This is a genomic window from Vibrio sp. L85 (assembly GCF_963871815.1).
Classification (GTDB): domain Bacteria; phylum Pseudomonadota; class Gammaproteobacteria; order Enterobacterales; family Vibrionaceae; genus Vibrio; species Vibrio harveyi.
The window spans coordinates 75070-95023 of sequence record NZ_CAWMYL010000012.1 but is presented as its reverse complement, the minus strand read 5'-3'; the positions used below and the strand labels follow the sequence as shown (position 1 = coordinate 95023).

The 19954-nt window shown below is 44.7% G+C and carries 18 protein-coding genes; 15 read left to right on the top strand and 3 right to left on the bottom strand.

What is annotated here, in order from left to right; translation table 11 throughout:
- Positions 1-114 precede the first annotated feature (114 nt).
- Both AACR11_RS02515 and AACR11_RS02510 read right to left on the bottom strand, forming a co-directional pair.
- Entirely contained in the window at positions 115-2301 is a 2187-nt protein-coding gene (locus tag AACR11_RS02515) for a TonB-dependent receptor domain-containing protein (protein WP_005447620.1), read from the bottom strand.
- Between the two features lie 240 nt (positions 2302-2541).
- Positions 2542-3612: a succinylglutamate desuccinylase/aspartoacylase family protein gene (locus AACR11_RS02510; protein ID WP_005447618.1), complete on the bottom strand. Its 1071-nt coding sequence runs from the start codon at positions 3610-3612 to the stop codon at positions 2542-2544.
- Between the two features lie 330 nt (positions 3613-3942).
- On the opposite strand from AACR11_RS02510, the gene AACR11_RS02505 reads away from it, so the two are divergent.
- Complete coding sequence (locus tag AACR11_RS02505) at positions 3943-4482, top strand: DUF3332 domain-containing protein (protein WP_005447616.1); 540 nt, start codon at positions 3943-3945, stop codon at positions 4480-4482.
- A gap of 98 nt (positions 4483-4580) precedes the next feature.
- Here the strand turns inward: AACR11_RS02505 and AACR11_RS02500 are convergent, their stop codons facing one another.
- Positions 4581-6053 carry an aminoacyl-histidine dipeptidase gene (locus AACR11_RS02500; protein ID WP_009697714.1) on the bottom strand — a complete coding sequence of 491 codons (1473 nt, stop codon included), beginning with the start codon at positions 6051-6053 and terminating at the stop codon, positions 4581-4583.
- A 1033-nt stretch (positions 6054-7086) separates the two neighbouring features.
- Here AACR11_RS02500 and AACR11_RS02495 point away from each other — a divergent pair.
- The 14 genes from AACR11_RS02495 to pgpA all read left to right on the top strand — a co-directional run bounded on the left by AACR11_RS02495 (position 7087) and on the right by pgpA (position 19907).
- The gene (locus tag AACR11_RS02495; RefSeq protein ID WP_005447607.1) at positions 7087-8376 is read left to right on the top strand and encodes an NCS2 family permease; all 1290 of its coding nucleotides are present in this window, start codon (positions 7087-7089) and stop codon (positions 8374-8376) included.
- Positions 8377-8718: 342 nt separating this feature from the next.
- On the top strand, positions 8719-9183 hold the full coding sequence (gene tet(34) / locus AACR11_RS02490; protein ID WP_005447605.1) for an oxytetracycline resistance phosphoribosyltransferase domain-containing protein Tet(34): 465 nt from the start codon (positions 8719-8721) through the stop codon (positions 9181-9183).
- Positions 9184-9273: 90 nt separating this feature from the next.
- Positions 9274-10521, top strand: a complete 1248-nt coding sequence (gene frsA, locus AACR11_RS02485) for an esterase FrsA (RefSeq protein ID WP_009697716.1) — start codon at positions 9274-9276, stop codon at positions 10519-10521.
- Positions 10522-10639: 118 nt separating this feature from the next.
- Positions 10640-11029, top strand: coding sequence for a sigma factor-binding protein Crl (gene crl / locus AACR11_RS02480; protein ID WP_009697717.1), 390 nt, complete (start codon positions 10640-10642; stop codon positions 11027-11029).
- A gap of 122 nt (positions 11030-11151) precedes the next feature.
- On the top strand, positions 11152-12291 hold the full coding sequence (proB, locus tag AACR11_RS02475) for a glutamate 5-kinase (protein WP_005447599.1): 1140 nt from the start codon (positions 11152-11154) through the stop codon (positions 12289-12291).
- 17 nt (positions 12292-12308) lie between these two features.
- Positions 12309-13559 (top strand): glutamate-5-semialdehyde dehydrogenase, encoded by a 1251-nt coding sequence (locus AACR11_RS02470; RefSeq protein WP_029789189.1) that lies wholly within the window; start codon positions 12309-12311, stop codon positions 13557-13559.
- Between the two features lie 127 nt (positions 13560-13686).
- Positions 13687-14136 carry a transcriptional regulator NrdR gene (gene nrdR, locus AACR11_RS02465; protein ID WP_005424846.1) on the top strand — a complete coding sequence of 150 codons (450 nt, stop codon included), beginning with the start codon at positions 13687-13689 and terminating at the stop codon, positions 14134-14136.
- A 7-nt stretch (positions 14137-14143) separates the two neighbouring features.
- A complete protein-coding gene (gene ribD / locus AACR11_RS02460; protein ID WP_029789188.1) occupies positions 14144-15268 on the top strand; it encodes a bifunctional diaminohydroxyphosphoribosylaminopyrimidine deaminase/5-amino-6-(5-phosphoribosylamino)uracil reductase RibD in 1125 nt (374 codons plus the stop codon).
- Between the two features lie 11 nt (positions 15269-15279).
- Positions 15280-15933, top strand: coding sequence for a riboflavin synthase (locus AACR11_RS02455; protein WP_029789187.1), 654 nt, complete (start codon positions 15280-15282; stop codon positions 15931-15933).
- Positions 15934-16085: 152 nt separating this feature from the next.
- Entirely contained in the window at positions 16086-17195 is a 1110-nt protein-coding gene (ribBA, locus tag AACR11_RS02450; RefSeq protein WP_005447594.1) for a bifunctional 3,4-dihydroxy-2-butanone-4-phosphate synthase/GTP cyclohydrolase II, read from the top strand.
- 169 nt (positions 17196-17364) lie between these two features.
- Complete coding sequence (gene ribH, locus AACR11_RS02445) at positions 17365-17835, top strand: 6,7-dimethyl-8-ribityllumazine synthase (protein WP_005440184.1); 471 nt, start codon at positions 17365-17367, stop codon at positions 17833-17835.
- Positions 17835-18302, top strand: coding sequence for a transcription antitermination factor NusB (gene nusB / locus AACR11_RS02440; protein ID WP_005440182.1), 468 nt, complete (start codon positions 17835-17837; stop codon positions 18300-18302). Before ribH ends, nusB begins: the two co-directional genes overlap by 1 nt.
- A gap of 78 nt (positions 18303-18380) precedes the next feature.
- Positions 18381-19346 carry a thiamine-phosphate kinase gene (gene thiL, locus AACR11_RS02435; protein ID WP_005447592.1) on the top strand — a complete coding sequence of 322 codons (966 nt, stop codon included), beginning with the start codon at positions 18381-18383 and terminating at the stop codon, positions 19344-19346.
- 57 nt (positions 19347-19403) lie between these two features.
- On the top strand, positions 19404-19907 hold the full coding sequence (gene pgpA / locus AACR11_RS02430) for a phosphatidylglycerophosphatase A (protein WP_009697721.1): 504 nt from the start codon (positions 19404-19406) through the stop codon (positions 19905-19907).
- Positions 19908-19954 lie beyond the last annotated feature (47 nt).

Here is a 19954-nt window from a genome sequence, read left to right as displayed (position 1 = left end):
ACCCAAGTCACTCTGGCTGAATCAAGCATTTTGAGGTTACTTGGATATAAACGAAAACTCGGAGCCATTCATAGCCCCGAGCTGGTTGAAGACCAATACAGATAATGTGATTAATTAGTACTGGTAAGTCAGTTTAAGTTTAACTTCACGACCCGGTGAAGGCACGCCGTTAGATAGGTAGGCTTCATAGTAACGGTCAGTCAGGTTTTTCACGACCGCTCCAACGCTCAAGCCTTTGACTTGTTGCACATCCCAAACGACATACGCATTTTGCAGCGTATATTGCTCACTAGGCGATTTTACTTTCAGGTTGTTACCCTCTGCCTTCGTTTTGGTTTGTGCATCGTACCAACGTACTTCCCAACCTGAGCGTAGACCTGGGAGCCATTCGTAACCGAAGCCTAGGTTGATGTTCAATGGTGGTACATCTGGATGATCGTCATCAGAACCAGTGGAGTCAGATAGACTACCTTTGTTTTTACCACGTACGTAACTCGCTGAAAAATCAGTATAGAAATCTGAAATACGGTACTGTGAAATCAACTCAAAACCGTAGTTTTTGAACCCATCTAAGTTCGTATTCCAGCTTTGGTTTTCTGTACTGTTTTTATCTAGATTTGCGCCTGTTCGGATATCGACCGTGTCATTTACGTCGTTGTAAAACACGGTAAACTCCGTTGCAAGGTTGTCACGGTCACTGACGAGACCTTCGGTTAAATTGATCACGCTCGCTTGGTATGCATGAATACGCGAAACATCCAGATCTCTTGCTGTTGCTGTCGCCGTAGCGCGGGCATATTGTACAGAGTAGATGTTATCAACCGTTGGCGCTTTTAATGCGTATGCGTAAGAGAAATTCAAACGCGTATTATTAGTGGCATCAAAATCGATATCGAGACGCGGACTAAAGCCTTTGTGGCTCGTCTCACTGTAGTCATGTCCAGCCGCCGGGTCGTTGTAGTCTGGCGCTGCATTGCCTTTACCTTCGCTGGTGATGTATTCATAACGCAAAGATGGCGTGATGGTTAGACGATCGGTCGCTTGGTAATGGTCTGCTACATAAGCGGCGTAAATCGTCTGTATACCCGATGGTTCGTAATAAGGCGTGTACCAGCCGTAGTTCTTTGCTTCTTTTTTGGCATACGATTTATTGAAGACCAGTGAATCGCGATCAGTTTTTTGGTACTGAAGACCAGTGACTAGTGCGTGATCTCCAATTTGTGCTTGGTTGAAGACATCAACGTAATCGCGTTCGTAACTTAGCCAAGACTCGTGACCGTAGCTGCCGACAGAGACGAACATTTTTTCGAATGCAACATCAGGGCGTACCCAGTGGCGATCGTTTTCAGAGCGTGCCATTTTGATGTTGAAATCAATGTAAGGATTGGAAGGCATGTAATGGTAAGAGAGCGTCGTCGTATTATCGGTGTATTTGTTGTCGACCGTGTACGCGTATTTCGCCTTCTCCAATGAGCCATATTTTTTGATGTTGTAGTCGGAAATATTCGGCATTTTTCCACGACGATTCGCCCAAGGTTTGCGGCCTTCGTCTTTGTAGCGCGTATGACTGATTTCGAACTCGTGGTCGTCATTTTCATAGCCGACTTTCACCAGCATGTTTTCTTGCTCGTAACCCGAGTAATCCAACGTTTCACCGCCGCCAACTTGGATGTCATCTGAATCTTTTACCGAGCCATTGGCTAAGAAGTAGAAGCCGGCGTCGTTCTTGCCGTATAAGGACAAGGTGTATGAGTTTTCATCACCATTATTGTTATAGCCAGTGGAGACACGAGCACCAAAGTTACGATCGCCATCGAGGAGATCATCGACACTTTTCGTTTTGATACGGATGGAGCCACCAAATTTACCATTCAATGCGCGATAGTCGTGCGCGCCTTTGATGATCTCTGCCTCGCCAATTAAGAACGGGTCAAAGAAGAAGGTTCCGTAACGGTATTGTTGGAAGCCGATAGGTGCGCCATCAACAAATACAGCGATGTCACTTGGGTCATCAAAACCGCGGATATTGATACGTTCCCCCCCAGAGCGAGCACCACCATCTAATGTTGCTCCTGGCACGGAGTCGATCATATCTGCAAAATTGGAATACTGCTGTTCCTCGATAAGAGACCAATCAATGGTCGTTTGAGCAGGTTCTGCAACAGTGATTGGTTTCGCGTAATGCACACCAATGACTTCAAGCTCTTCATCTGAGCCTTCTGCTGCATAGGAAGCAAGGGAGTTGAGCACTGCGAGCGAAACAAGGCTTACCTTGAAGCCATGAGTGGATAAACGTTTCATATTCGTCATTTATAGTAATTTGATTAGGCGAGGATTATATGAATGCTGCACAAATTAATAAATGATAATGAGATTAATTATCAATGGTGTTTTTTTGAATGCCTGTAAAGTTTTATATCCACCAAATGACGGTAAAACAGATTTTGATAGGGATTAAGATATGTAGGGAAGTGAATGTGTCTATCTTTTCGCCACAAAAAAGCCCAGATGAATTTCTGGGCTTTCAGTTTATGCAAAAACTTATTGCTGAGTTTCTAGCGGAATTTGCCCTGTCGTGACTTGATCAACATCGAACTCTGTTAGCTCTTCAATATAGCTTTCTACGGTTTGTTCAACGACATCATCGTCTTGTTTGAAGTAAGCAATGTGGAAGATTGCATCACCTTCGTTAACGAGAGGCAGTGTTTGCTGACCGATCACGATACCGCCTTTTGGTGCAACCAGTTCAAGTTCGTCGTGACCAAGCGGCGAGCTGATGTATGCGAGTGTTTCACCTTCTTCAACTTTGTCACCTAGGTTCACGACAGTACGCAGAATACCGTTACCTGATGCACGTACCCAACTGGTGGATTTTGCGATAATTGGTTCTGGTAGCTTTTTGCGGCTTGCGCGAAGCATGCCGATGGCTTGCATGACGCGCTGCACGCCAAGTACACCTGCGCTGATAGATAGAGGGTCAAAGCGCAGAGCTTCACCAGCTTCATAAGTTAGCACTGGGATATCGCATTTTTCAGCTTCACTACGCAAAGAGCCATCACGCAGTGCCGAGTCTACGATCACTGGTGTGGCAAACGCTTTTGCGATTCGCAGTGTTTCTGGATTACTCAGGTTCGCACGGATCTGCGGTAGGTTAGTACGGTGAATCGCACCCGTATGAAGATCCAAGATGTAATCACAGCGTTTGGCGATATTGTTAAAGAACCCATGCGCCATGCGAGATGCCAATGCACCTTTTTCGCTTCCTGGGAAGCAACGGTTTAGGTCGCGGCGGTCCGGTAGGTAGCGTGACTTATGAATAAAACCAAATACGTTCACAATAGGAACCGCAATCACGGTGCCTTTCAGCTTTTGCGGATCCAGTTGGTTGATCATCTGACGAACGATTTCTACGCCATTAAGCTCATCACCATGGATCGCCGCATTCACCATTAGCACGGGACCTTCTTGTTTACCATGGATGATTTCCACAGGAATAGAAAGTGGTGAGTGCGTGTAAAGCTGTGCTGCTTCAAATTCGGTTTCTAGTCGTTGTCCTGGTTGTACTTGATGCCCGAGTAGCTCAAATACTTTGCTTTTTTTACTTCTGGCCATAAACCATCTCTGTCAAATACGTTAGCAACAATGTAACAACTGGTTCAAAATCACACTAATCATTCTTCTTTAGGTGACGAAAAATAATTTTTATTGAAAAGATTAAAGTTTCACCAGATGTATGAGTTGTGTAAGCACATTGGGTTAATTTCTGTGTTTATTGAGTGGCTGTACGCTGTGTTTTAAAGTAGCACATTCATCGAATAAATAAGGCTGTGTTAAATTTAATACTCATATTTTTTTGAAGAAAAACTGACTTTTACCTATGGTTTTAATCCGCTAATATCCCCGCCGAATTTTTGACCTAATACTATTTAACTAGAGGTTTTGATGAAAAAGGCGTTCGCTAAAATTGGCGCATTGACTGCAGTCGCAGTTTCTCTTTCTGGCTGTGTGGGCAGTAATGCAGTGACAGGTTACGTAATGGGCTTTAACCTAAAAGCAGTAGATAACCGTTACGCTCGTGGTGGTCTAAACATGCTTTTGGCGCCTGTTTATGGTGTTGCTGTTGCAGCGGATTACATCGTATTCAACTCTCTAGAATTCTGGACTGGTAAAAACCCACTAAACGGTAAGCCACACATCTTTGATACCAAGATGGATACTTACATCGACGTGAACCACCAGTTAGACAAATCTCTAACGACTGCACCGATCGGTCCTCTAACGCACAACCGTGTTATCGAGCAAGGTCAAATGCAACAGATCGACGAGAACACCGTTCAGATGGACATTACATACAACAACGGTGACAAAGCGACACTAATGGGCGTTCGTGAAGGTGACTTCGTTACTTACTACATCGATGGTGAAGTGGTTGCTAAAACTTCTATGGATGAGCTAGCGGCATACGCGCAAACTCGCGCATAGTTTGCGATACTCTTGTTATAAAGAGTCTGTAATAAAAAGCTCACAATAAAAAAAGGGTGCCGAGGCACCCTTTTGTGTTTTTCGCGTATTGGTTTGAATTACGCTTTTTCAGGAATGGCTTCAAGAAGCGCAACCATTTGGTCCCAGAACAGTTGAACGGTATCGATCTTCACTTTCTCATCTGGAGAATGAGGGAACTTGATGGTTGGACCGAAAGAAACCATATCCATGTTCGGGTAAGGTTCTTTGAACAGACCACATTCAAGACCTGCGTGGATAACCATGATGTTTGGCTTGTGACCGTAGATGCCTTCGTACATATCACGGAAAATTGCCATGATCTCTGAATCAGCATCTGGTTTCCAGCCTGGGTAAGCGCCAGAGAATTCAATTTGAGCACCAGCCAGTTCAGCGACAGATTGAAGCATACCTTCAACTTGGCTACGACCTGAGTCGATCAGGGAACGAATTAGGCATAGAACGGTTACTTTGTTCTCTTCTGTTGTGATAACACCAACGTTAAGTGATGTTTCAACCACGCCTTCAACTTCATCACTCATACGCATTACACCGTTTGGACAAGCGTTCAATGCTGCGATGAAACGTTGTTGGTCTGCAATCGCAAACACTTGTGCATCTGTTGCAACTTCTTCGTTGAAAGTCACGATGTCTGTTTCAATTTTACCAAGCTCTGTTTTTAGTAACTCAGTGTAGTAGTTGAACAGTTCCGCTAGTTTATCTTGATTTTCTGCCGGTAGTGCTACAGTTACAAAAGCTTCACGAGGAATCGCGTTACGTAAACTACCGCCACGGAATTCAACCAGGCGAAGATCCAACTCTTGCGCGTGACCAGCGAGGAAGCGACCAATCAGTTTGTTTGCGTTACCGCGACCTGTATGGATGTCACAGCCAGAGTGACCGCCTTTTAGACCTTTCAGTGTTAGTTGACGAGTAATAAAGCCCGCTGGAATTGCGTCACGAGTAATATCGAAGGTCATTGCGCCATCGATACCTCCTGCACAACCCATGTACACTTCGCCTTCTTGTTCTGAGTCTGTATTTAGAAGGATATCGCCTTCCAACCAGCCAGCTTCAAGACCAAATGCACCTGTCATGCCTGCTTCTTCATCAATAGTCAGTAAAACTTCAATAGGACCGTGCTTGATCTCTTTAGAAGCAAGTACAGCAAGACAAGAAGCCATGCCGATGCCGTTATCTGCACCTAGCGTTGTGCCCTTTGCTGTTACCCATTCACCATCGATGTATGGCTGAATTGGATCTTGAGTGAAGTCGTGATCAGTGTCTTCGTTCTTTTGTGGCACCATGTCGATGTGTGCTTGAAGCACTACACCTTTTTTGTTTTCCATACCTGGTGTCGCAGGTTTTTTAATGAACACGTTGCCAGTTGGATCGCGGCGTACGTCAAAACCTTGCTCTGTTGCCCAAGTAACAATGTACTGTGCTAGAGCTTCTTCATGTTTTGAAGGGTGAGGGATTGAACAAATCTTATCGAAAAACTGCCAAAGTGGAGCAGGTGATAAGGTACTGATTTCAGAATGGAATTCAGACACGGAAGACTCCTTTTGATGTGCTTTGCCAAATTTAAACCGTAAATTTAATGAGTGTTTAGCAGTAAATGCTAATCGGTATTGGCTTGGAATTGCCCTCAGCATACCACCAGAAAAGCGGTTCTAGTAGTTGTGGTGAAAAGGATTTGCCCTAGAACTGTCACAGATTATGAACACAACGTAATACACCAATGCAACGAGCTTAGTATGTTCTGAAAGTTTGTTTAATTTTTAATTTACTAAACTGTAATTTAATTACAGCTAATTCTTGATGGAGGTCAATTTATTAAGTTTTTGTGATTCTGGTCACTAAAATGCTTGTAATTAAATTTCTGGGTGGTATATTTGTAACCAGCTTCTGAGAGAAGAATGAAATGCTCAAAGGATGAGTCCGTTTATCGCCTCCAAGGAACTGAGAAATCAACCAAATTAACAGTATTAATTGATTTAGAAGGTGATATTTATGAAAGGTTTACCAAGTGCAATGTTCTGGAACAGCAAATCTGTTTACACCGGTAACTTTGTATACCCAACAAGCTTTGGTTACTAATTGAAGCCAACGCATGTGACTCGAACAAGTTTGTTCACCCCTATAAATTGGAATTTTTTTTCAGTGCATAGTGCTGACATGATTCACCGCCACTCAAATTGAGTGGCGTTTTTTTATCTTCTGATCCCAATCTCGCCTATTTTATCGCCACCAAGCTTCAATTCTCCGATTGCTTATCTCACTTGTTTCATTTTCTGACCAATTCTTTGGGTATTTAGCGTCCAAAACGATGACTTTGCGTTTGAAAGTTTAATACATTGCTCAGTTTATACACATACGTTTGTTTTCAGTACAAGTTCGTTAGTTATTGTTTATTAAGACCTAAATTTATTTGCTGTTTAAAACGCTAGCGAATGGGTTTCATACCCCAAGAAAAAAATCCCTTTAGAGTGAAAATTCTATCTGGAATTTGTTATTTGATAACTTTATAATTCGAGCCAATCGATTACGCAACCGTTTACTTTTTACCTTTTACAGGATTCGATCATGCTCGAAAGGCTCTTTAAACTTAGTGAAAATGGCACCAATGTGCGCACTGAGATCATCGCAGGTGTTACTACCTTCCTAACTATGGCTTACATCATCTTTGTAAACCCAGCTATCCTTGCAGATACAGGTATGGATCGTGGTGCCGTGTTCGTTGCGACGTGTCTTGCTGCCGCTATTGGCTGTTTCATCATGGGCTTAGTAGCAAACTACCCAATCGCTCAGGCTCCAGGTATGGGGCTAAACGCGTTCTTTACCTATTCCGTTGTGTTGGGCATGGGTTACACATGGCAAGTCGCGCTAGCAGCAGTATTTGTTTCCGGTCTGCTATTTATCGTCTTGAGTGTGTTTAAGATTCGCGAATGGATCATCAATTCGATTCCACTTTCTCTTCGTACTGGTATCTCAGCAGGTATCGGTCTGTTCCTTGCTTTCATCGCACTGAAAAACGCAGGTATTGTTGTAGATAACCCAGCAACGCTAGTTTCAATGGGTAATATCACTTCTCTACCATCTGTACTTGCAGCGATTGGCTTCTTCATGACGATTGCATTGGTTCACCGTGGTGTGAAAGGTGCGGTTATGATCGCAATCCTAGGCGTAACAATTCTTGGTCTGATCTTTGGTGACGTTCAGTGGGGCGGCATCATGTCAACACCACCAAGCATCGCGCCAACCTTCATGCAGCTAGACTTCTCTGGCTTGTTCGAAGTAGGTATGATCTCTGTAGTATTTGCTTTCCTATTCGTTGACTTGTTCGACACTGCAGGCACGCTAGTTGGTGTTTCGCAAAAAGCGGGTTTGACTGACGAAAACGGCAACATTCCACGCCTAAATAAAGCGCTACTTGCAGACTCAACAGCAACATCTGTCGGTGCTCTACTAGGTACATCAAACACGACGTCATACATTGAGAGCGTTTCTGGTGTAGCCGCTGGTGGTCGTACAGGTCTAACCGCTGTGGTTGTTGGCGTATTGTTCCTTCTTGCTCTATTGTTCTCGCCACTAGCGGGAATGATTCCAGCTTACGCAACGTCTGGTGCACTATTTTACGTGGCTATCTTGATGCTTTCTGGTCTTGTTGGCATCGACTGGCGTGACCTAACAGAAGCGGCTCCTGTTGTCGTAACGTGTTTGGTTATGCCTTTGACTTTCTCTATTGCAGAAGGTATCACGCTTGGTTTCATTGCTTACGCTGCGATCAAACTGTTCAGTGGTAAAGGACGTGAAGTCTCAATGAGTGTATGGGTTATGTCCGCTATCTTCATTGCGAAGTACATCCTAGGCTAACTCTGACGATTAAAAGAAAAGCCAGTGTGGGCACACGTTCACACTGGCTTTTTGTTTGTGGGCTTTTGCTGGAGGGGAATTTCTCCTTGTTTATGGAGCATTTCTTCTCAAATTCATTCCCTTCTTTATTTTGCCGTGTTCACTGAATTCGATTTTTCTGCGTAATAGACGGAGAATTTTGATATCAGCGTTGGTATTAATCATGGGTTTCGGTAGAATAATCGTTTGCGTAGCTTGAAACCCCCATTTCCTCTGGTGTGGGAAATCTAGATTGATGAGTCCATTTCAGCGCCATCAGCTAGGTCACGGGGATGCATATTTTGAAATTATTAGGTTATTACAATGAGTAAAAAATTCATTATCACTTGGGATGCGATGCAGTCTTACTGCCGTGAACTGGCTGAGAAACAAATGCCAGCTGAGCAATGGAAAGGTATTTGGGCGGTAAGCCGTGGTGGCTTGGTTCCTGGTGCTATCTTGGCTCGTGAGCTAGGTATTCGCTACGTAGATACAATTTGTATCTCAAGCTACGACCACGATCATCAACGTGACATGACAGTGCTTAAAGCGCCAGAAGGTGACGGTGAAGGTTACCTAATCATTGAAGACCTAGTAGATAGCGGTGATACAGCGCGTAAACTTCGTGAAATGTACCCGAAAGCAAAACTGATTGCTGTATGTGCTAAGCCTTCTGGTAAAGAGCTACTTGATGACTACGTAGTAGACATCGCACAAGACACTTGGATCGAGCAACCTTGGGATATGTCTATCCAGTACGCTGAGCCAGTAAATCGCAAGCAAAAATAAGTTTGCACTAAGAATATTGAGAAATGCCCCTTTATAGGGGCATTTTTTTTATTATTATTACGCTATTGCAACCAGCCTAGAGTTCTTCCTATGTCAGAAGACGTCAGTAAAAACCTCTCCGAAACTTTGTTTGTCAAACACAAACAAGCGAAAGAAACCTCTGCACTTACTCAATACATGCCGACCAGCCAAAAGATTCTTGATGAGCGAGAAGAGCATGAAGATCGTGCTTGGTATCGTCATTTGAGACGTCTTCAATGGGCGTGGCAGGGCTTATCTCCTATCGAAATGGAAGGGGTACTTTCTAAAATCGCGTCATCGAATCATTCTCGTACCGAAGATAAATGGCTTGATACGGTCATGGGTTACCACGGTGGTAACTGGACGTTTGAGTGGATTAAGTTAGGCATGGAGCATCAACGCCGCGCGAATGAAATGAAGGGGGAGGAAGCGGCTGATGAGCTGTTTACGGCTTCATTGTGTTTTAGCATTGCAGGCTATCCACATTTAAAGAATGATAACTTAGCCATTCAAGCACAGGTATTGGCGAACAAAGCGTATTCAGAAGGCTCAGAAAAAACTAAATACGTGATCAAGCAGATCGAAGTGCCTTACCAAAAACGCAAGATCATCGCGAACCTACATCTTCCTCGCACAGATAAACAATTACCAGTTGTAATGGTCAGTGCTGGTTTGGACAGCTTGCAAACGGATATGTGGCGCTTGTTCAGAAACCACTTAGCTCCAAAAGACATTGCGATGGTGACTATTGATATGCCGTCAGTCGGTCATAGTTCACATTGGCCGCTGACTGAAAACTCCAGTTGCCTTCATCAAGCGGTTTTGAATGAACTGTATTCTCTACCTTGGGTTGATCACCACAAGGTTGGATTGATTGGCTTCCGCTTTGGCGGTAATGCCATGATTCGTCTTTCGTTTGTTGAGCAAGAAAAGATCAAAGCTTGTGTGGCTTTGGGAGCGCCAGTGCATGATCTGTTTACGTCACCTAAAAAGTTGCAGCAAATGCCGAAGATGTACCTTGACCTATTAGCGTCTCGCCTTGGTAAGAGTGCTGTTGACATCAATAGCATGGCCGGACAGATGATGGCATGGTCACTCAAGGTACAAGGTTTCCTAAGTAGCCGTAAAACTAAGGTGCCAATTTTAGCATTGAGTCTTGAAGGGGACCCAGTTTCACCTCATAGTGATAACCAGTTGGTAGCACTGTTTAGCCAGTACGGACAAGCCAAGAAAATCAGTTCCAAGACAATTACAAAAGGTTATGAGCAATCCCTCGATTTAGCCATAAAGTGGTTGGAGGACGAATTATTAAGATGACAAATCTCCTAATTTAGTTAAGAGTGATATATGTGAGCAAAAAATAAGCTCATGATAATTAAAAATAATAATCATTCTTGGATAGCTAAATATCCTTACTATGGAAACGGAGATTCTTATGTCAGAGACGACACAAGGGCCGACTCACTTTCGCTTGATGTCAAAGTTGAAGGCGGTAGGTCCGTACCTGCGCGAACCACAATCACAAGAAGGGCACTACTATTTTGACTGTCTATCTGTCTGTGTAGACGACAAAAAGTCACCTGAGAAACGTGAATTTTGGGGCTGGTGGATGGACTTGGAGTCCATCGAAGGTGGCTTTACGGCAAAATACCATATTGGTAAATACAACAAAGAAGGGGAATGGACCTCAGAACCATTACCAAATAAGGTAGTAGAGGAAGTGTACTTGACACAAAGTACCTTCCATCAAAAGCTTATTGATACAGTGGCTGAGCATTTCAAACTGGAAGTGGAATATCACACCGAATCGTTTGATTTCGCCTAATTTGGCTGTTTTCTTCCCTGATAAGACAAAAAGGTGCGTTTTCGCACCTTTTCTGCTTGTTAAATCCCCATTTGATTGCTAAAACATCCACTCTTTATTTGTTTTTCATTTCAGAAGACATCATGACAACGAATCAACAGAATGCAGTTGTTTCACAACCACAGACCGTCGTTGTGAAACTGGGTACAAGTGTGCTGACAGGCGGCACTTTGGCGTTAGACCGTGCTCATATGGTAGAGCTGGCTCGTCAATGTGCTGAGCTTAAAAAACAAGGCCATTCAGTAGTAATGGTTTCGTCTGGTGCGATTGCAGCAGGCCGTGAGCATCTTGGATACCCCGCACTGCCCAACGCGATGGCGAGCAAACAGTTGCTTGCAGCCGTGGGTCAGAGCCGTCTGATTCAAACATGGGAGTCTTTGTTTGGTATTTACGGTATCAAAATTGGTCAGATGCTACTGACTCGCGCTGATTTGGACGATCGTGAACGTTTCCTTAACGCACGTGATACCATTAATGCGTTGGTTGCGAATGACATTATCCCTATCGTTAATGAAAACGATGCTGTCGCTACAAATGAAATCAAAGTAGGTGATAACGATAACTTGTCTGCTTTGGTGGGGATTTTGTGTGGTGCAGACAAATTGCTGCTCCTGACTGATCAAAAAGGTTTGTTTACCGCAGACCCACGTAAAGATCCGAATGCTGAGCTGATCAAAGAAGTGAAAACTATCGATGATACTTTGCGTAAAATTGCAGGTGGTAGTGGCACAACGCTAGGTACGGGCGGCATGGCAACCAAACTTCAAGCGGCAGACATAGCTCGCCGTGCAGGTATTGAAGTTATTATCGCCGCTGGTAGCGCACCAAATGTTATCTTTGACTCATTGAGTTCAGAGCCACAAGGCACACGTTTCCTACCGTGTTCTGAAGCACTAGAAAACCGTAAGCGTTGGATCTTAGCCGGTCCTGCGGCGTCTGGTGACATCATTATTGATGACGGTGCCGTTAACGCGGTTGTAGGTAAGGGCAGTAGTCTGCTTGCGAAAGGCGTTATTAAAGTAAGTGGTGATTTTGCTCGTGGCGAAGTCGCCCGCGTGACAAACTCCCACGGTAAACTGGTTGCTCGTGGTATCAGTGCCTACTCAAGTGAAGACCTAGCGAAAATTGCAGGTAAGCACAGTAAAGATATCATCTCTATTTTGGGTCATGACTACGGCTCAGAAGTGATTCATCGCGATGATCTTGTCGTCATTCAAGAATAGAAATTGAGGGAAGCAAAGTGGATTTAACGAATATGGGTAAAGCTGCCAAAGATGCAGCTTTCGAATTGGCGACAGCGTCAACCGCACAAAAGAACCAAGCACTAGCCATTATCGCCGATGAGCTAGAAGCAAATGCAGCAACTATTTTGGCTGCAAACGCAAAAGATATTGAGTTAGGTCGCGAAGCGGGTCTAACGGATGCATTACTTGACCGCCTTTTACTGAATGAAGAGCGCTTAACGGGTATTGCTAACGATGTTCGTAATGTGATCAGCCTTAACGATCCTGTGGGCAGTGAAATTGACAGCAAAGTGCTAGAAAACGGCATGTCTCTGTCTCGTCGTCGCGTGCCACTTGGTGTAGTTGGTGTGATTTACGAAGCGCGTCCGAATGTAACCATCGATATTGCTGCTTTGTGTCTAAAAACAGGTAATGCAAGCATCCTACGTGGTGGTAAAGAGACATTTTTCTCTAATATGGAGCTGGTGAAGGTTATCCAATCGGCACTTGCGAAAGCAAACTTGCCAGCGGCTTCTGTTCAATACATCGAAAAACCGGATCGTGAGTTGGTTTCTCAATTACTTAAGCTAGACGACTACGTCGATATGATCATTCCACGTGGTGGCGCTGGTCTACACAAAATGTGTAAAGAGAACAGCACCATTCCAGTGATCATTGGTGGTTTTGGTATTAGCCACATTTTTGTTGATGAATCAGCAGAGCTAGAGAAATCACTCAATGTTGTTGAAAACTCAAAAGTTCAACGTCCGTCCGCATGTAACTCGCTAGATACTTTGCTGGTTCACGAGAATATCGCTGCGCAGTTCCTGCCAATGATCGTAGAGCGCATGAACGAAAACGTAACTTTTGTCGCAGAGCCAAAAGCAAAAGCACTGATGGCACAAGCGAAACAAATTCGTGATGCGGGTGAAGGTGATTTTGATACGGAATGGCTAAGTTACACGCTAGGTATAAAAGTGGTTGCTGATGTGAAAGAAGCGATTGATCACATGCGCGTTCACAACGCGAGCCACTCAGATGCGATCATGACAAACAGCCTACAAAACTCAGAATTGTTCATTAACTCTGTCGGTTCTGCGGCGGTTTACGTAAATGCCGCAACACGTTTTACTGACGGTGCTCAGTTTGGTTTAGGTGCCGAAGTTGCGGTATCAACTCAGAAACTGCATGCTCGTGGTCCTATGGGTTTGGAAGAACTGACCAGCTACAAATGGGTTGGTAAAGCGAACTACTTAGCACGCAGTTAACAGAAACCGTTTGATATTGATTGAAAAAGGGGCAGCGATGCCCCTTTTTGTTTTCTCTAACATAGCAATTCCGCTACACTAGTCTTGCTTTTGGGACGAACCCAATTGCAAGCTATTTGGAGGTGATATGCATTGTCCTTTTTGTTCTGAGAACGACACAAAAGTAATTGATTCACGCTTGGTTGCTGATGGGCATCAAGTGCGTCGTCGTCGTCAATGCCTTGCGTGCAGTGAACGTTTTACAACGTTTGAGACCGCAGAGTTGGTGATGCCGAAAGTGATTAAATCTAACGGTAACCGTGAACCATTTGATGAAGATAAAATGGTTGGTGGTATTCAACGTGCCTTAGAAAAACGTCCAGTTAGTGCTGACTCTATTGAGCTAGCCATCAGCATGATAAAGTCCCAACTGCGTGCAACTGGTGAACGTGAAGTACCAAGTGAAATGATTGGTAATTTGGTTATGGATCAATTGAAAGAGCTGGATAAAGTCGCTTATATCCGCTTTGCATCAGTTTATCGTAGCTTTGAAGACATCCGTGAATTCGGCGAAGAAATTGCTCGCCTAGAAGACTGATTGAATCATGGCTCAACAATCTCTCTCTTCAGAATTTACCTCTCAAGATTTCGAAATGATGTCGCGTGCGCTCAAGTTAGCGAAGCGCGGCATTTATACAACGGCACCTAACCCGAATGTAGGCTGCGTTATTGTCCGTGACGGTGAGATTGTTGGCGAAGGTCATCACCATCGTGCGGGGGAACCTCATGCTGAAGTTCACGCGATGCGTATGGCTGGTAATAAAGCTGAAGGCGCAACGGCATATGTGACACTGGAACCTTGCTCTCATTATGGTCGTACGCCACCTTGTGCAGAGGGGCTAATCAAAGCCAAAGTCGCACGTGTTGTTTGTGCAATGGAAGATCCAAACCCGAAAGTTGCAGGACGCGGTTTTCAAATGCTGCGCGATGCGGGGGTAGACGTTCAAGTTGGCTTATTAGAAAGCGATGCGATCGAGCTGAACAAAGGGTTTATCAAGTTCATGCAAACTGGCATGCCTTATGTTCAGTTGAAAATGGCAGCCAGCCTCGATGGGCAAAGTGCACTCAATAATGGTCAGAGTCAATGGATCACCTCCCCAAAGGCTCGCCAAGATGTACAGCGTTATCGAGCGTTGAGTGGCGCTATTCTCTCGACCAGTAAGACAGTCATTGATGACAATGCATCGCTGAACGTGCGTTGGGATGACCTGCCATGCAGTGTGCAAGCTCAATATCCTCAAGATGAAGTTCGTCAGCCTCCTCGTGTGATTTTCGATCGCCAGTCTCAACTTAGCGATGATCTAAAACTATTCAATACTGACGGTGAGCGTATTATTGTTAGTCACGACGGCGATATTGCGCCTGAGCTGACGGAAAATGGTCAAATTGACTTAACGGCGACATTAAAAGCTGTAGCGAGCGAATATCATATTAATCACTTGTGGGTTGAAGCTGGCGCTACATTCGCGAGTTCATTAATCAAAGCTAACCTTGTAGATGAACTGATTGTTTATCTTGCTCCTAAATTAATGGGCAGCGATGGGCGAGGTTTGATTGGTGCTCTTGGGCTAACCGATATGGCACAAGTTATCGATTTAACTATTACCGACGTTCGAATGGTAGGGGTGGATATTCGTATTACCGCAACCGTCAAACGCAACCAAAGCTAGAAAGAAGCATTATGTTTACAGGAATTGTAGAAGCAGTTGGCAAACTAACTGCAATCACGCCAAAAGGCGAAGACATTACCGTTACGGTCGAAGTTGGCAAGTTGGATATGTCTGACGTTAAGTTGGGGGACAGTATCGCAACGAATGGTGTGTGCTTGACGGTCGTCGACTTCGGTAGCAACTATTACAGTGCTGACTTATCACTGGAAACGCTGAATAAAACAGGTTTTGCCGCTTACCAAGTTGGCGATAAAGTGAACCTGGAAAAGGCCATGTTACCAACGACACGTTTTGGTGGGCACATTGTGTCTGGTCACGTCGATGGCGTGGGCGTGATTGTTGAGCGCAACCAAGTTGGTCGAGCGATTGAATTCTGGGTAGAAATGCCTGCTGAAATCAGTAAGTACGTCGCAGAAAAAGGCTCGATCACAGTGGATGGAATTAGTCTGACCGTCAATGACCTACGTAAAAATGGTTTTAAATTGACGATTGTTCCTCACACCAGTGAAGAGACCACGATTGATCAGTTCCAGGTGGGTCGCAAAGTGAACCTAGAAGTGGATGTACTGGCTCGCTACATGGAACGCTTGCTACAAGGTCAAAAAGAAGAATCGCAAGAGTCACGTATTACCATGGACTTCTTGCAGCAAAATGGTTTTGCGTAGGCGAAACCGACAATAATCACAGAACGTTATCAGGTTAATTGACTTAATAAGGGTTGGCTGCAAACTGCGCTAAAGCCAGTAGACATGGCTAACCGAAACGTTAAACGTATTGCTGCTGCAATAATAAATTTATGAATAACGGGAAACAGAATATGCCTATCAGCACGCCTCAAGAAATTATTGATGACATTCGCGCGGGCAAAATGGTCATCCTGATGGATGATGAAGACCGCGAGAATGAAGGTGATTTGATCATGGCTGCCGAGCACATTACGCCGGAAGCAATCAACTTTATGGCTACGCATGGTCGTGGCTTGATCTGTCTAACCATGACAAAAGCACGTTGTGAAAGCCTTGGTTTACCGCCAATGGTGCAAGACAACAATGCGCAATACACCACGAACTTTACCGTTTCTATTGAAGCGGCTGAAGGTGTTACGACAGGTATCTCTGCCGCAGACCGTGCTCGCACTGTACAAGCTGCCGTTGCGCCAAATGCGAAAGCAGCTGATTTAGTTCAACCTGGTCATATCTTCCCTCTAGCAGCACAAGATGGTGGCGTTCTAACTCGCGCTGGTCATACAGAAGCAGGCTGCGATTTGGCTCGCCTTGCAGGTCTAGAGCCAGCATCGGTTATCGTTGAGATCCTAAACGACGACGGCACGATGGCACGTCGTCCTGATCTTGAAGTATTTGCTGAAAAGCACGGCTTAAAGCTAGGTACTATTGCGGACTTGATTGAATACCGCAATAACACCGAAACAACGATTGAACGTGTTGCTGAGTGTGCATTGCCAACAGAGTTCGGTGAGTTCACGCTTGTGACTTACAAAGACACGATTGATAACCAAGTGCACTACGCAATGTGTAAGGGCGACCTTGCTTCTGAAGCGCCATTGGTCCGCGTTCATTTACAAGATGTATTTACCGATGTCCTTCGAAGTGACCGCAACGCAGAGCGTAGCTGGACACTTGAGAAAGCAATGAAGCGCATTGGCGAAGAAGGTGGTGTTCTGGTTGTACTTGGCAACGAAGAGTCAACCGATCTGCTTATTCACCGAGTGAAAATGTTTGAAGCACAAGACAAAGGCGAAGCACCAACGCTTGCTAAGAAGCAAGGTACGTCACGCCGAGTGGGTGTCGGCTCTCAAATCCTTGCTGATCTGGGCATTCACGATATGCGCCTGCTTTCTTCAACCAACAAGAAGTACCACGCACTCGGCGGTTTTGGTCTGAATGTGGTTGAGTACGTCTGCGAATAATAACTGACCAGCGAGTTCCTAGTCTTACACGCACTTATCGTCGCTAAGGCGAGGAACTCGTGATTCGTCCCCAATTTCCATTAGATATTGCTCACAAAATTGTGATAGAATCCGGCGATTCTCACTTGATGAACAATTTTCACTTATAAATAGAGTTAAAGGAAAGCTTATGAAAGTGATCGAGGGTGGCTTCCCAGCGCCAAATGCAAAAATTGCTATCGTTATTTCTCGTTTCAACAGTTTTATTAACGAAAGCCTACTATCTGGTGCGATCGATACACTAAAGCGTCACGGACAAGTAAGCGAAGACAACATCACTGTTGTTCGTTGCCCAGGTGCCGTAGAACTACCTCTAGTAGCTCAACGTGTTGCTAAAACTGGTAAGTACGATGCAATCGTATCTCTAGGTACAGTAATTCGTGGCGGTACACCGCACTTTGACTATGTTTGTAGTGAGTGTAACAAGGGTCTTGCACAAGTTTCTCTGGAGTACAGTCTTCCAGTAGCATTTGGTGTATTGACTGTTGATACTATCGATCAAGCGATTGAACGCGCAGGAACCAAGGCTGGTAATAAAGGTGCAGAGGCTGCACTAAGCGCACTTGAAATGATTAATGTACTATCTGAAATTGATTCCTAATGGGGGCCAGTGTGAAACCAGCCGCACGTCGTAACGCACGTCAATTCGCTCTACAAGCGATCTATTCATGGCAAATTACTAAAGATAATGTTGCCACGATCGAAGAACAGTTTTTGTCTGGCGACAAATACGATGAAGAAGAACTTCACGCATCTGAGCCTGCACTTGCTGCTCCAGAAACAGACGTAGCTTACTTCCGTGAACTACTAAGCGGTGTTGTACTTAGCCACTCTGAGCTAGATAGCAAAATCCGTCCATACGTGTCTCGTCCAATGCAGGACCTAGACATGATGGAACTTGCTCTTCTTCGTCTTGCTATGTACGAGATGACTCGTCGCGAAGATGTTCCTTACAAAGTGGTAATCAACGAAGCGATTGAACTTGCAAAAGTATTCGCGGCAGAAGACAGCCACAAATTTGTGAATGGTGTGCTAGATAAAGCGGCGCCACACGTACGTAAGAAATAACGATTTCTTCATTAAAAAGGTCAGCAGATGCTGACCTTTTTTGTATCAAAAGCTTTTCCATCAAAAAGTAAGTGAATAATGTCTGGTGAATTCAATCTGATCGATAAGTACTTTGTTGGACGTCAAAGCCAACGCAAAGACGTACACCTAGCGGCGGGTGACGACTGTGCGTTAGTGAAAGCGCCAGATAACGTACAAATTGCCATTAGTACTGATACGTTAGTGGCTGGAACCCATTTTCTTGCGGATGCAAACCCTGCTTGGGTCGCACATAAGGCGTTGGCATCAAATATTAGTGATCTCGCGGCAATGGGTGCAACGCCGGCGTGGGTGAGCTTTGCATTGACGATGCCTAAGCCTGATGAAGCTTGGCTCGCTCCTTTTTGTGATGCATTTTTTGAGCTGGCGGATTATTTTGGTATTCAACTTATTGGTGGTGATACCACAAAAGGTCCACTGAGCCTGACGCTCACCGTGCAAGGGTTTGTACCAGAAGGGAAAGCATTGACTCGCTCTGGGGCGAAAGTCGGGGACTGGGTTTATGTCACGGGCAACCTTGGAGATGCCAAAGCCGGTCTGGATGTGATTCTGGATGATTCACTGCGCTCACGTATTGCTGCGCAGGAACTTGAGACAGCGCATTATCTTAGCTCACCTCGTGTTTTGGCTGGTCAAGCGCTTGTTGGGTTGGCTTCGGCTGCGATTGATATCTCTGATGGTTTAATCTCTGATATCAAACACATCCTCAAACGTTCTGATGTTGGTGTGAGCTTAGATGTTTCCCAATTGCCAATTTCTTCAGAACTGGTTCAGTTTTTAGATGATAAGGTCATCGCACAGCAGTATGCTCTATCAAGTGGCGAAGAATACGAACTGTGCTTTACTGTGCCAGAGCAAAACCGTGGCTCATTACAAAGCGCTTTGTCTCATATCGGATGTAAAGTCACGTGTATTGGTCAGATTCGACCAAAAGGTACCTTCGAGCTGCATGATAACAATCAACCGCTTGATTGGGATCTGAGTGGCTTTGACCACTTTAAATGATATGAGCTAGGCTCTAGCCTAAGATTGAAACCAAACTTGCAGTATAGGTTTAAGGAAATGACCAACCCTCTCTCTCTGATTTCATTAAAGAACCCGTGGCATTTATTAGCGACAGGTTTTGGTAGCGGTTTATCACCTGTAGTGCCAGGCACTATGGGCACACTGGCATCTGTACCATTATTTCTATTGTTAGCCCAATTGCCTTTTCCACTATACGTGGTCGCCGTACTTATCTCTTGTGTGATTGGCATTAAGATCTGCCAAGTGACATCAGACGACATGGGCGTTCATGACCATGGCTCAATCGTGTGGGATGAATTTGCGGGCTTTTGGATCACCATGAGCTTAGTGCCTGCACTGAATATTCCTTTAACAGAATGGAAATGGTTACTTACTGGTTTTATCTTGTTCCGCTTCTTTGACATGGTAAAACCGTGGCCTATCGGTTGGTTAGATAAACGTGTTCATGGCGGCTTAGGTATCATGATTGATGATATCGTGGCGGGCATTATGGCGGGTATCGCACTGTTTTTTGTGGCGAAATACGCAGGTTGGATGTAGTACCTGACCATCGACAAATAAACAAAAGGGATGCCAGAGCATCCCTT